General features: G+C 30.1%; 15 protein-coding genes. 7 read left to right on the plus strand and 8 right to left on the minus strand.

The window, feature by feature from the left end; genetic code table 11:
* Positions 1 to 346: 346 nt before the first annotated feature.
* On the minus strand, positions 347 to 877 hold the full coding sequence (locus BAQ46_RS24565) for a hypothetical protein (protein WP_000146716.1): 531 nt from the start codon (positions 875 to 877) through the stop codon (positions 347 to 349).
* A gap of 304 nt (positions 878 to 1,181) precedes the next feature.
* Here BAQ46_RS24565 and BAQ46_RS24570 point away from each other — a divergent pair, with 304 nt between their 5' ends.
* The 3 genes from BAQ46_RS24570 (at position 1,182) to BAQ46_RS24580 (ending at position 3,664) form a co-directional block, all read left to right on the plus strand.
* Positions 1,182 to 1,970 carry a sulfotransferase family 2 domain-containing protein gene (locus BAQ46_RS24570; protein ID WP_043937167.1) on the plus strand — a complete coding sequence of 263 codons (789 nt, stop codon included), beginning with the start codon at positions 1,182 to 1,184 and terminating at the stop codon, positions 1,968 to 1,970.
* 88 nt (positions 1,971 to 2,058) lie between these two features.
* Entirely contained in the window at positions 2,059 to 2,832 is a 774-nt protein-coding gene (locus tag BAQ46_RS24575) for a sulfite exporter TauE/SafE family protein (RefSeq protein ID WP_000027993.1), read from the plus strand.
* Between the two features lie 40 nt (positions 2,833 to 2,872).
* On the plus strand, positions 2,873 to 3,664 hold the full coding sequence (locus BAQ46_RS24580) for a sulfotransferase family 2 domain-containing protein (protein ID WP_043937166.1): 792 nt from the start codon (positions 2,873 to 2,875) through the stop codon (positions 3,662 to 3,664).
* Positions 3,665 to 3,732: 68 nt separating this feature from the next.
* Here BAQ46_RS24580 and BAQ46_RS24585 read toward each other — a convergent pair whose 3' ends face one another.
* The 7 genes from BAQ46_RS24585 to BAQ46_RS30835 form a co-directional block, all read right to left on the minus strand.
* On the minus strand, positions 3,733 to 4,137 hold the full coding sequence (locus BAQ46_RS24585) for a DUF6262 family protein (protein ID WP_000247457.1): 405 nt from the start codon (positions 4,135 to 4,137) through the stop codon (positions 3,733 to 3,735).
* Entirely contained in the window at positions 4,130 to 6,139 is a 2,010-nt protein-coding gene (locus tag BAQ46_RS24590; protein WP_043937165.1) for a tyrosine-type recombinase/integrase, read from the minus strand. Before BAQ46_RS24590 ends, BAQ46_RS24585 begins: the two co-directional genes overlap by 8 nt.
* Positions 6,136 to 7,233, minus strand: coding sequence for a tyrosine-type recombinase/integrase (locus BAQ46_RS24595; RefSeq protein WP_043937164.1), 1,098 nt, complete (start codon positions 7,231 to 7,233; stop codon positions 6,136 to 6,138). The genes BAQ46_RS24590 and BAQ46_RS24595 overlap by 4 nt, the downstream gene beginning before the upstream one ends.
* A gap of 186 nt (positions 7,234 to 7,419) precedes the next feature.
* Positions 7,420 to 7,776 (minus strand): class Ib ribonucleoside-diphosphate reductase assembly flavoprotein NrdI, encoded by a 357-nt coding sequence (nrdI, locus tag BAQ46_RS24600; RefSeq protein WP_000959157.1) that lies wholly within the window; start codon positions 7,774 to 7,776, stop codon positions 7,420 to 7,422.
* A 100-nt stretch (positions 7,777 to 7,876) separates the two neighbouring features.
* Complete coding sequence (locus BAQ46_RS24605) at positions 7,877 to 8,350, minus strand: hypothetical protein (protein ID WP_000462742.1); 474 nt, start codon at positions 8,348 to 8,350, stop codon at positions 7,877 to 7,879.
* A 1-nt stretch (position 8,351) separates the two neighbouring features.
* Positions 8,352 to 8,867, minus strand: a complete 516-nt coding sequence (locus tag BAQ46_RS24610; RefSeq protein WP_002170406.1) for a hypothetical protein — start codon at positions 8,865 to 8,867, stop codon at positions 8,352 to 8,354.
* Positions 8,868 to 8,943: 76 nt separating this feature from the next.
* A complete protein-coding gene (locus BAQ46_RS30835; protein WP_000009395.1) occupies positions 8,944 to 9,117 on the minus strand; it encodes a hypothetical protein in 174 nt (57 codons plus the stop codon).
* A 365-nt stretch (positions 9,118 to 9,482) separates the two neighbouring features.
* On the opposite strand from BAQ46_RS30835, the gene BAQ46_RS24615 reads away from it, so the two are divergent.
* The 4 genes from BAQ46_RS24615 (at position 9,483) to BAQ46_RS24630 (ending at position 12,462) form a co-directional block, all read left to right on the plus strand.
* A complete protein-coding gene (locus BAQ46_RS24615; protein WP_000613334.1) occupies positions 9,483 to 10,082 on the plus strand; it encodes a hypothetical protein in 600 nt (199 codons plus the stop codon).
* Between the two features lie 63 nt (positions 10,083 to 10,145).
* Positions 10,146 to 10,601, plus strand: a complete 456-nt coding sequence (locus tag BAQ46_RS24620; RefSeq protein WP_025921776.1) for a hypothetical protein — start codon at positions 10,146 to 10,148, stop codon at positions 10,599 to 10,601.
* Between the two features lie 186 nt (positions 10,602 to 10,787).
* Positions 10,788 to 11,009 carry an aspartyl-phosphate phosphatase Spo0E family protein gene (locus BAQ46_RS24625; RefSeq protein ID WP_000961673.1) on the plus strand — a complete coding sequence of 74 codons (222 nt, stop codon included), beginning with the start codon at positions 10,788 to 10,790 and terminating at the stop codon, positions 11,007 to 11,009.
* Between the two features lie 19 nt (positions 11,010 to 11,028).
* Positions 11,029 to 12,462: a hypothetical protein gene (locus BAQ46_RS24630; RefSeq protein WP_002170405.1), complete on the plus strand. Its 1,434-nt coding sequence runs from the start codon at positions 11,029 to 11,031 to the stop codon at positions 12,460 to 12,462.
* The last annotated feature ends 73 nt before the right edge of the window (positions 12,463 to 12,535 follow it).

The following is a 12,535-nucleotide window of genomic DNA, read 5'->3' on the forward strand; positions in this document are numbered from 1 at the left end:
TTCCGTGTATGGTTTTCTTTTCAATTAGTTCAATTGTCTCGACATAATAGGAACAATTTGTACATTTTTTTAAGTGTAAATCCAATTGATCGGTAGGTAATTTATTTTTATATAGCCAAATATCTACATCAAACTGTATTAGTTTTTTGATTCTTGGAAATTTCATAGTAGGAGTTTGGGATTTAAAATTAACTAAATTAAGCATTAAGGACCTCCTTAAAATATTTCTGATTCACCTCAATTATTTTGGTGAATCAGAAATTTTATCCAAGTATTTAAAATTCAAATCTCATCAAAGTTAAACTTAAAAAGAATATATTGACTATTAATAAGTGAAAAAATTTTCTTAAATACGAATAAATTCATGAGTGTTTATATGAAAATCTTTTTGTTTTTGAAACATAATCACTTCAGAACAATCTTCACTCTTTTTTATTTTGTTTATAAAGGTATTTAATTTTTTTTGATCATAATTTTCTAATTGCCAATATACTAACTCATTCTTCATCGACCAGCCTTTTAAATAATTTTCGCGGAGACCAACTACTAATAAGATTAAATCCTTATTCTTTTTACTAATTTTTTTATATACCTTTTCTAAATTTACATATCCGAGTAGTAGTGCAAATAGCATTTCTATATCACGAGACATACTGGAAATGAAATTTTCATGTTTGGCATATGCAAATAATCTTTGCTTAATAACGGTTAAATCATAATTATTAAACTCCAATACCATTGGGCCGCCCCAATCACCATCAGATATATAGCCAGCTTTTTTTCCATCTATATATACCACTGCTTGTTGAAGTGGTTCACCCTCATGTCCGCGTTTAATTGTGTAAGTCTTGATTTCAATTCCGCTAATACTTGCCATTTAACCATATTATCAAGACTTTTTTTCGATTATTGTAGCGATATTAATGCCTCTATCGTTGTATACATATCTTCATACATAATTCTCTTTATAATAGATTTCTATATTTTAAAGTTTGTTAAGCAATTATTACATTTTGATAAACCTGGAAAATTAAAACACCTATGTAAGGTGTTTTTAATACACTGGGATTTTATATGCCAACTTAAGTACCTTTACAGTGGTGTTTAAATACAATGGTATGAGTAGTTACCATTGTATTTAAGTGTTCAATAAATATCAGAATAACGAAGGGGTTTGGCTGATGAAGAACAATATTAAAGGATTAATTGAATATGGCGAACGTATTCCACATTTTCATAAAGATTTCCCCATAATTTTATTTTGGAGTCACAGAAGTGGTTGCACTTCTCTGGCGAATTGGTTTTTCTTCCAAATTGGGTTATATGAGGAAGCAATGAAATATGCACCGTTCATTCATTACTATGAATCTGAAATATACAAAAATAAAGTTGATTACTACACAAATTTAGAAATGCAACTCTTGGAACTAAGTAAGGATACCATAAAACTTGTGCGCAACCCTTATAAAAGAGCTGTAAGCTCATTTTTAATACTTTATGACAACCCTTACGCCTCGAAACAATGGGAACAGATTAGAGAATATTTTTATAATGATAAAAATGAATCGAAAGGAATTTCATTTAAACAATTTTTATATTATGTAAAAGAAATAGGGGCTAAATCCATTCTGTTAGATCAACATTTTTCACAACAATATATTGAGGGAGAAGAAAAGGTCATCAAACAAAATATAAAACTAGAGAATTTTAATACAATAATTCCGCAGCTGGAGAAAGAATATGGATTACTTTCTTCTGATATATCACTCCTTACAAACTCCAATCACCATAGGGCACATCAAATGATTCATAAAGGAAATTATGCAGATGATGATATTACAAATCCACACTTCCCTTCATTACCAACCTATCGAAGTTTTTATGATGAAGAAGCTCTAAACCTTGTTTCAGAAATATTTACTGACGATTTTGAAGCATATGGATATAAGAAGAATGGAATTAATTTTTAACTAATATACCTATCACCCGACTATGTATAGAGTCTCTTTAAAAACTATAACCACTATGAAAAGCCAGCGGTATGGAAGGGGAATTATAATGAGCATTTCTATTATAATGATGGGTTTCATCATAGGGGGATTGGTTGGAGTAACAGGGATAGGTGGGGCCGCATTACTGACTCCATTTCTTCTAACATTAGGCATAAGTCCTTCTGTAGCTGTTGGAACGGATCTAGTATATAATTCTATCACTAAAATGTTTGGAATATCCCAACACTGGAAACAGAAAACCATCAATTTTAAACTAGTGAAATATCTAGCTATTGGGAGTTTACCTAGTGCAATTATCGCAGTAATAATAATTCATTTCTTGCCAATTTTTCATGATAATCGAGAGGGAATTATAAAATATATATTAGGATATGTTTTAATCCTTGCGGCAATTTCTATTTTTATAAAAACATTTTTCTATAATGAATCTACACAAAGTTTTTTTCAAAAACAGACTATGGTCCAAAAAAAGAACCTAACAATTCTTATCGGTGCAATACTCGGTTTTATCGTGGGACTTACTTCCGTTGGATCAGGCTCTTTATTTGCTATTGCAATGATATATTTATATCGACTGAAACCATCCGAATTAGTAGGCACAGATATTACACATGCGTTTTTATTAGTGACGGTTGCAAGCATACTAAATATGAATTTAGGAAACGTAGATTATCTTTTATTAATTCACTTACTCATTGGTTCTATCCCAGGTGTCATACTTGGTAGTAAATTCTCCACTAAGATTCCCGTTAAACCTCTTCAAATATTTTTAGCTATCATTATTGGTGTTAGTGGACTAAAGTTAGTTATCGCTTATTAAAAATATTTCATGTTTTGCTATATAAGAATGGAGGTTCAAAATGGATCATATAGAACTATATAATTTTATATACAAGCAAGGGCGTGTCCCTCATTTTCATAAAGATTTTCCCCTCATCTTGTTTTGGAGCCAAAAAAGCGGATGTACTTCGCTAGCCCACTGGTTTTTTTATCAAATTAATTTATTTAAAGAAGCGATAAAGTACAATCCGTTCATTCACAACTATGAGTATGAAGTATATAAGAACTCTACACATTATTTAGCACAATTAGCTAATGGATTACAAACTAAAGAGAAGAAGACGTACAAACTAGTAAGAAATCCTTATAGAAGGGCAGTAAGTTCTTTTGTTGCTCTGGTTCCACCACCAAATATTGAAAATCCCGTATGGAAACCCATTCGGCAATTTCTGTATGGTGATGAAACTTGCAATAAACCTATTTCCTTTAAACTATTTTTGTATTACTTAAAAGCACACATGACAAAATTAGATCAAGTAGATCCTCACTTTACACAACAATATATACAAGGAGAAGAAGAATTTGTTACAAACTATATCCATCTAGAAAATTTTAACACAGGTATTTCGAAGCTAGAAGAGGTATATAAATTAAAAAAATCACCATTAGATCTATTATCAAAATCTTGGCATTATCAAGGGAGTAAGATGATTTACAAAGGAGTTTATGCAGACGCTGATATTACAACCCCTGTTTTTCCACGATTACCTACTTATGATAGTTTTTATGACGCAGAAACAATTCAGTTGGTTCAAGAGGTATTTGCAAAAGATTTTAATATGTATCATTATGATTTAAATTCTATTTCTTAAAATAAAAATGTTCAAATCCTGCTTTATTAAGGGTGTTATTTTACAACTGATAGGACGATATCACATATTTATAAATTTTCATAAACCTTTCCTAAATCTTTTTTCAGTTGTGTTTTTAAGTGCTCATTTTCACTTTCTAATAGCTTGTTCTTATATTTTAAAAGATTGAGCTTATTCTTTAAAGTTTCTATGATTACATCCTTGGAGGCATCCGATGTCCTTCTTTTTATATTCTTAAAATCATGTATGCCTTCTTGCTGTTGACGTAAGTCTTCAATCGTTTTTCTGATTAAGGGTTCTCTATATAAATATGCTTTTGAAACCTGTGCTTTTTCTGAAACTGAATTAAAATTAATTTTTTGTCCTTCTTTAACCATTAACTGTATTACTTCATTCACTCTATATTGTGTTTCCCTCTTTTTTTTAGAGGCATGATTCAATAACCCCGTTGTATTCGGATGTTTGTTAACCATCAATTTTTCTTTCCTCTCCTATATATTCTCGTTTATGTTTCGGCATACCGAAAATTCCAATTTCATTTTTCAATGAATCCCTAATTTCCTTATACTTATTAAGTTTTGGTTGAATCAATTCAATAGAACGAATACGACCGCTAGTTTGATACTTTATAATATCTTCTTCCATCTTTGATATCTGCGCATTATAGTAATCTAAAAATGTTGTATCTACATGAAAACTCCTACAATTATTTTTAATACAAGGGGTTTCTAAAGAATAATCTAAGAATTCACAGCTAACCTTAGGACTCTTTATGCATAATCCATGATCCAAACGAATAGAGTCCATGTTATGGCGAATCCATTCTAGTTCCAAACCGTTTTCTTCTGCCTGCTCAGGGAGACTGGCTTGTATTAATTCTCCAGTTGTGTCAATACGCACTGAGTTTTGAACTTTTTCCCATTCCCTACGAAGAGTGTTATCTGAAATTTTTGCATAAGTTAATGTCATTTCAGGACTAGTATGTGCCATTAACTTTTGTACATGAAGAATATTCATACCATTATTAATTAGATTGACCCCATATCTATGTCGAAAAGCATGGTTCTTAAATAGAAATATTTCTCCATTTTTATCAAGGATTTTATATTTTTCGGCTAGTTGATTTAATGCATAGGTAACCGATTTTTGTGAAAAGGCCATCCCTCTATTTTTTCCAGTAAGAACAGGGAACAAAAATTGATTTAAGTTGTTATGATTCTTTTCATGATTGTTAATATATTCTTGTTGTATTTTAACGATTTCCACAATTTCTTCTGAAATAGGAACAATATGTTCTTTTACATTTACTTTTCGTTGATCTCCTACCAACCACCAACCATCTTGCTTATATGTTAGACAATTTAATTGTAACTGACATACATCTGAGACTCTAAATCCTGTTGCTTCCATAATGACTATTAATCGTGCAATTTCCGAATCTAAATCATGTAGATTTTCCAACACTTGCTCCCATATAAAATCTGGCACATGTTTAACATGTTCGTGATAGTTTTTCTTTTCTCTTCGAGGAAAGTCTTCGGGAAATATTAATCTGTTAACAGGGGTTTTAGGTGCTTCTTTCCATTCAAAACCTTGCATATATTCAATTATTCTTCTGACATTTGAAAGGCACTCTATTACATGACGATTACTAGGAACACGATTTTTCGTATAACTCTTTCCTCCCATTTCACGATTTCTAACATAAAATAAAAAATCTTCAATGTCCTGTCTTTGTAGATTCTGTAAATCTATCCACTTTGGATACGTTTCTACAATGTAATCAAAAAACAAATACATTTTCTTTAAAATATTTTGGGCGGTGGCAAAGGTAATTTGTTGGTGTATAAGTAATGTTTGATTTACATACTTTTTAACTAATTCCCGAAAGGGAAATTTTATACTGGTGAAATTAAGAAATCTGTCTCTTCGAGACATATTATATGGAATCCCTAGTCTTTTTATATTCCATTTATCTTTTTGATGTTCAGGTCGTTCGTCATAATAATTAGAGAAAAAATCATATAAACTTTTACATACTCCAAGATAAGGTGAAATAAATTCTCCTCCACGATGATGGGGGTATTTTAACGGCTTATTATTTTCAGTTAGATATAATTTGTATTCATCTAATAATGTAGTGTAAGGAATATCAATTATCGATGTGACTTGAGGAAATTTTTCGACTAAAAATTTTGAAAGAAAGTACATTTTATAAAAATGTTTCTCCATAAAGCTGGATAAAAGCCAAATTTCATTGGTTAAAGAATAAAAAGAATAGTACTTTATCTCCAGTTTAATATATTCATTACTAATTTTATTGAAATCAACAATTTTTTTTGTTTCTTTAATTTTTCCTCTTCTATCTGGCAGGGGAAACTCTTCGATTTTCCATTCATCTAAAGCCCAATAACCTTTAAGGTCGTTCATAACTTTACGTTGTATTTTATTGGAATTAATAGCTACGATATTCATTTTCTCATTCTCCTATGCTGCTGGGCTTCATCCCAGTGCTTTCTTATAGTTTCTTCTGAAGGATGAATATACATATTTAAAGTAGTTTGTACCTGGGCATGTCCTAATAATTTTTGAATGATACCAGCGTCCATGCCTAGATCATAAAGTTGTGTTGCACATGTATGTCTAAGTGTATGAGCGGTAAAGTTTATTTTCGTTTTTTTAGACAATATACGTATAACAGCTTGCAAAGCCCAATATTGCATTGGTTGCCCTTTATTTTTCCCTTTTAAATTAATAAACACATGGTTAGAATCTACATCATTAGTATGGTAATCGATAATATAATCTTGGAATAAATTCATTGTTTCATTTGATACATATACTTTTCTTTTTTCTCCAGCTTGTGTTTTAGATTCTCTAACAGTGATACTACCATCATTGATATTGAAGTCCTCTATCCATAAACTTAATAACTCAGAAGCTCTTAATCCTCCTTCATATAAAATACGAATTATTAACTCATCTCTTATGTTATTACATGCTATATGAATTAATTCGGCCTGCTTAGTAGTAATGGTTTTTATTTTTCTTTTAGGTTCCTTAAGTTTTAAGATATTAATTTTGGTTGTTGGGGTATGTGTTATATGATCTAAAAATTTACGATACTTCCGCCTTGTATTATGGACTTCTTTTGTAACTTTGGATTTTACATTAAATAAAATTTGACCACTACGCCATTGGTAGTCCAAAAATTCAATAACACAATTAGCGATTAAGTTAACGGAAGATTCAGTTCTTTTAGCGTGCGCTAACTTCTTTGTGTCATTTAAATAGATAGTATTCATATCATCTGTTGATTTTCTTAACCAATGAATAAATTCTGTTAATAAACTTATATCCACTTCTCTGTAATCTTTATTCTTTTCGTTTAGAAAACACCAGAATATTTTCAAATGATAACAGTATGTTTTAAGTGTATTAGGTGCTTTTCCTAAAGAATCCTTATGTTTTATAAATTTCATGATTGGGATAACTGGTTCACCCTTGTTATGTAAAACCATCCAACGTTCTTCCCCAAACGATGTAATAATACTTTGTACTTTAAACATTTTTCCACCTCCAACTGTTCAATCTATCTATACTATAAATACTATCTCTTTTTTACTATTATTATAGCTTCTACAAAGAGACAAAAAAAGAGAACTACCTATCGTTGTATACGTTATCTCTACTCATATATTATACTATTGTTAAGTATTCCCCCTGGTCTGCATAATTTAATCCTTAAATATCCCTCATACAATCTGTGAATAAATAGATTTAAATTTCTTGCGATCATTTATCGTTCCAGATAACTCAAATTTCATTAATACTGGTACGTTGTATTTATCAGAAATAACATCTGCACTCTTTGCAAACATATCTCCCCAATTGCGATTACCACTCGCTGCAACGCCCCGTAAATACTTGTTATTCTTAGTTAAGAAGTCTTCTACAAGTTGTGGCACTTGTCCAAAACCTGTTGTGTAAGTAACGAGTATAAAATCTTCTTCAAGGAGTAAATTATCAGTAATTTTTACTGACTTTATATCAGGAAATGATTTTATAAACCGTTCAACATTACTTGTCTTAGATGCAAATGCCACTAACATAAAAGTACCCCCTTGACTATTTTTTAAAGCAGAAAAGGGGCATATTCTAATTGAATATAACCCCATTTTGAAACTATAAAATTAGGTTCTCACCCAGGTTCTAATTACTGATAGTTAGTTGTTCATTTAGGTCTTCTATTATTGATTCTTTAGTTGATTCCATACCGACAGGAATAACAACTCCATATATAACTCCTTGAATTAAGCCATCTGGATAATTCGGAGTATCTTTAACCCGTTCTAATAGAAATTCAGCAAATTCTTCAATAGTTTCATCATCTTGAGCGTAAAATTGAATGTTCCCAAGAAGGACTAGTTCCGGAGTCTCTGAACTCTGTTGCATTGGCACTAGTTCCTGCATTAACGGTTGACGTATTTCTGGTAAGCAATAATCTAAAAATATGCCTATTGTCGAAATAACCATAGTATCCATGAAAGAAGTAATAATCAGATTTCCTTTCATTCCATAAACACGAATTGCTGCAGCTATTTGACGATAATCTTCGCTATTTAAATACCCTTGAAACTCACCATTTAAATATAAACTAAATAACTCATTATTATTTTCAAACATATTATAATTCCTCCTTATTATCTTTAATAATATTTCTATCATCTTCATAATGACTTGCTGCTGCATCTGAAAATTGGTCCAACAGAAAGTGAATTTGTCTGTCTAGCAGAATAATATCGTCAAATACATGACTTCCAAAGTACATGCTAATTGATGTAATACTTTCAAAGTTAATGCTTAATTCATATTGACCGATCTTACTGTTGAAATAGAAAGTTGATTTTTGCTGTGTGTTTTGGAATTTATGTCGTACTTCTGTTTTTTCGAGAAGTTTTCTTTCTTCAAGTTTCGGGGCGATAAAACGATATATCGCTTTAATTAGACTAGAAGAGAGTACTTCCATCATAAAAGTAAATATTTCTGGATTCTTTTTGTAGATACGATTATAGGAATCTAAAAAAAGCATAGTTTTTGTAAATTCAATTTTTGCTTTAGAAAACTTTTGGATTTCAGTATGTTCGTGAATTAAACAACTATCCCAGTAAGTTTCATTTAGCAGCTCAATAAAATTAGTCATCATAACTCCCTCCATAATAAAAACTCCTCAAAATTGAGAAGTCTGTGTATTACGCATAAATGCGTTTAATATTTTCTTACTGTGCTTCTAGTAGAAATTCTTCGTAGTCTTTTCTCAAAAGTAGATATTGTTTTGAGATGATTTCTTGAATGTCTTCATGTGTTAGATACTGATTTTCAATCAGAGTTTCATTTTTTAATTCTGGCCATGTTTTTCCACATTGATCTAATACGAATTCGTTAAAACTCATTTACTCTCTCCTTTCTAGACAATACAAAAAGCCCTTCAAGGATACAGGATAGTAAGAACTAATGCAGTTTGCATTATATTCTTCTTTCAAGTAACCCGAAGGGCTTATGTGTATTGAGATTGATTTAAAAAATTAAAAAGGTGTATATAACAAATAATATCTCAAATTTCTGAAAATGTAAATTGATTATAAAGATTTCATTTTAGAGTTTGATAAATATAATTTATAAGAAGTAAATATGAAAAAGTTAGAGAATTATCTTAGTTATTAAATAGATTCTGCCTATACTTTAAGTAGAGCCCAATTTATTAAATTTAAATAGTTTATATGTTCATATATAGAATTTTGAAGGGGGTAAATTGTAAATGATTCCAACGTCAACATATGTGGCTAAATGGGTATTAGATGACTTAACACTTGCATCAAGACCGAATCAGGGGATCAAACTAAGTACATTTAAAAAATTAGAGAAACTTTATGTAGAATACAGAGAAATGATTGAGGGAGATACTAGCTTTGAAATCACACATTATTTACTAGAATTTATCAATCCACATAATCTATTTGTAGTAAGAGAAGGTTATTATATATTCGATAATAAAACGATGAAATTCATTAAAGTATCGGACGATATTCATTTTTCTAATCAAAGCTTAGCATATTGTAATAATGGAGTTGCAGTGGATTTAATAAACGGAAAAATGCATTTTTTAGAAGGACATTATTATAAAGTTAAGACCTCATATGTTGATTTGTTAAAAGGAGAAACTATCCCTGTAATGGTACTAAGTCATTTAGATAATAATGTTGGAGTATCAGTTCCTTTGACAATGTTTAATGAGGAAAGAACTTTTAAAATTGCAGAGAGTTATATAGTGGATCTCACCTCGAAAAATTGTAACAATGAGAGTGAATTTAGTGAAAAGGGAAACGTAGTACGATTTCTAAAACCGTCTATTGTGTAGTTAAATATATATGTTAATTAAATTCATAATGAATTTTAGAAGGTGATAAATTTGTCTTTTGAAATGTATACAGCCTTTCGAGGTAAAGTAATTATAAAGGAAGAATATAAAGAATTGGTGGAATTAATAAATACAGGAAGCTGGGAAGAAGCCGCGTTAAAGTTTCCATTTGTTAAAGAATATATAAAAGTTAATCGTAGTACAGACATTCCATTTACAAAGGTACAGATAAATAAAGCACTAGCAGAAGATGATTTTCTATATATGAGGTGGCACGTAGGAAACTGGGAAGAAGAGAATGACTATTATACAAATTTAAAAGGTAATGAATGGTCATTTATAGCCAATTTAAAGAATTACAGAGATAAAGAATATAATGTGACACCTATTTCATTATTTATGAATTTGATATTAAAAGAAGTAGCAGAACATATTATAAAGCTGGAAGCTTGGTATGGTGAAGCTGATGAACCAGAAGAATATGTTTATGTTAATAACAAATTTATAAAGAAGTTGTAGCAGTAATGAATTATTGCTGCTTTTTTATTATTAAATACACTAAAATTATTGTTGTTGGCTTTATGTATATTCATTTATAATAGAATATGGAAAATTTTACACTGCAATAATAAAGATTTTTATTAAATAAGAGCTGGGAGCAGCTCTTTTTATTTTGCTCAGGGGGAGTGTGAAAGAGAATAGTATATGTTAGTGACAAAATTAAACGATCTAATAGAGAATAAAAAATTACAATTAGTTGAACTGGTAAAAAAACATGGTTTTAGTCATACGAAAGTCCTCTATTTAAGTCAGGAAATCGATAAATTAATTAATAAATATATGATTATAAAAAAGGAACCCTATAATAGTAGGGTTCAAAGGGAACAGATACATAAAATAAATAAAGAGAATAATTTAATTATATAAGAAAATTGATACCGTAATATTGAGAAAGTGTAAAACCTTAATTAATTATTTTCGTTTGAAAAGTGATGTGATTACTATTTTAAAGTTAAGAACAGATTTAATAGAGAAAGCTATTAAACTAACTCATATAAAAGAAGACACCAATGTTAGTAAACAGGAAATTGATATTGCATTTAATTTATATGAAGAGTTACAAAAAATAGATGAACCCAAGAAATTTAAATTTTATCCTTATAATGAAAAGCAAGCCAGTCAATTCTCACTATCTGATTTCTCGAAAGACCCTAAAATAATTCCTCGTTTGAGAAACTGGGTTTTAGAAGTGTTACCTATTATTGATTTGTATAACCAGGTTGGGAAATTACCCCTAACTAGGGAGAATGATGATTTTATAGAGTATCTTGAAGATTGCTTCAATACTTATATCTCTGGGTTAGAGAGCATCTGCAGTGCAACATTAGAAACAGTCATTACCAAAAAGGATTTGGAACTTGTAAGGGATTTGTGTAATGGGATTACTAATTCTTTAAAAGAATATTATAAAGGTTTTCCGTCAAAGGCTTTTAAAGAATTTCAGAGAGTTTTAATAAAAAACGTGTCTAAACCAAATCATTTCAATGATATAAAAACACTTCAAAACTTTGACAATGAATTCCTTTATAAAATGCGAGTCGGTACCGATCATGTATTTACAAGTAAAGAAATGTTTCATATTCCGTTAGAACTTCGGGGAATAGTTAGCACAAATAGATACAGTATTCCTGGATTACCATGTATCTATTTAGGAAGCTCACCTTTAACCTGCTGGGAAGAACTTAATAAACCGGATTTAAACACGGTTCAGACTTCAGTATTTAAATCAGATGATATAAGTTATATAGATTTATCTACACCACCTGTTGCTTTTATAGAGAAGATAATTAAGAAATTCGATGATTTCGGTACAATTATGAAAAAACGCTTATTTGCGGATATGTTAAATGAACCAAATGAAGTAATTTCTTATCTAATTATTTGGCCATTAATGGCAGCATGTTCTGTACGTGTAAAAAATACGACTAACACATTCAAACCAGAATATATTATCCCACAACTATTATTGCAATTTATAAGGTATGATGAATTTTTTGATGGCGTAAGTTACTTCTCAACTAAAGTGGATAACTATTCTGCTGCAACAGCCGTACTTTATAAAAATTTCGCTTTTCCAGTTCAGGATGGAGCAACTAAAGATCTTTGTCCAAAATTACTAAGTAAATTTGAGGTTTCCGATGCAGTACCGTGGAATATGTTTCAGTTATATAAGGATTCACATCATTGTCTCCCCAATGAGGAAGAGAAACGAGTTGAACATGAATTCATTAATGGAATGAGTTTATTATATTCTTCTACAGATTTTAGTAAGCTTGAAACTTTTTTACAGAATAAATTTTTATTAGAAAGATCTAATTGACATTAGTATAGAATGCGGGAAGGTATTCAATCTATAGATTCAAATGTTTAGGAGACTAAATGAATTTGTGATA

It is taken from the genome of Bacillus paranthracis (assembly GCF_001883995.1).
GTDB lineage: Bacteria > Bacillota > Bacilli > Bacillales > Bacillaceae_G > Bacillus_A > Bacillus_A paranthracis.

What these genes read in the sequence shown, in the direction of transcription:
- BAQ46_RS30835 (WP_000009395.1), bottom strand. Translation starts at nt 9,117, where the DNA reads ATGAGTTTTAACGAATTCGTATTAGATCAATGTGGAAAAACATGGCCA.
- BAQ46_RS24575 (WP_000027993.1), top strand. Translation starts at nt 2,059, where the DNA reads ATGAGCATTTCTATTATAATGATGGGTTTCATCATAGGGGGATTGGTT.
- nrdI (WP_000959157.1), bottom strand. Translation starts at nt 7,776, where the DNA reads ATGTTAGTGGCATTTGCATCTAAGACAAGTAATGTTGAACGGTTTATA.
- BAQ46_RS24585 (WP_000247457.1), bottom strand. Translation starts at nt 4,137, where the DNA reads ATGGTTAACAAACATCCGAATACAACGGGGTTATTGAATCATGCCTCT.
- BAQ46_RS24590 (WP_043937165.1), bottom strand. Translation starts at nt 6,139, where the DNA reads ATGAATATCGTAGCTATTAATTCCAATAAAATACAACGTAAAGTTATG.
- BAQ46_RS24620 (WP_025921776.1), top strand. Translation starts at nt 10,146, where the DNA reads ATGTATACAGCCTTTCGAGGTAAAGTAATTATAAAGGAAGAATATAAA.
- BAQ46_RS24625 (WP_000961673.1), top strand. Translation starts at nt 10,788, where the DNA reads ATGTTAGTGACAAAATTAAACGATCTAATAGAGAATAAAAAATTACAA.
- BAQ46_RS24580 (WP_043937166.1), top strand. Translation starts at nt 2,873, where the DNA reads ATGGATCATATAGAACTATATAATTTTATATACAAGCAAGGGCGTGTC.
- BAQ46_RS24605 (WP_000462742.1), bottom strand. Translation starts at nt 8,350, where the DNA reads ATGTTTGAAAATAATAATGAGTTATTTAGTTTATATTTAAATGGTGAG.
- BAQ46_RS24570 (WP_043937167.1), top strand. Translation starts at nt 1,182, where the DNA reads ATGAAGAACAATATTAAAGGATTAATTGAATATGGCGAACGTATTCCA.
- BAQ46_RS24595 (WP_043937164.1), bottom strand. Translation starts at nt 7,233, where the DNA reads ATGTTTAAAGTACAAAGTATTATTACATCGTTTGGGGAAGAACGTTGG.
- BAQ46_RS24610 (WP_002170406.1), bottom strand. Translation starts at nt 8,867, where the DNA reads ATGACTAATTTTATTGAGCTGCTAAATGAAACTTACTGGGATAGTTGT.
- BAQ46_RS24565 (WP_000146716.1), bottom strand. Translation starts at nt 877, where the DNA reads ATGGCAAGTATTAGCGGAATTGAAATCAAGACTTACACAATTAAACGC.
- BAQ46_RS24615 (WP_000613334.1), top strand. Translation starts at nt 9,483, where the DNA reads ATGATTCCAACGTCAACATATGTGGCTAAATGGGTATTAGATGACTTA.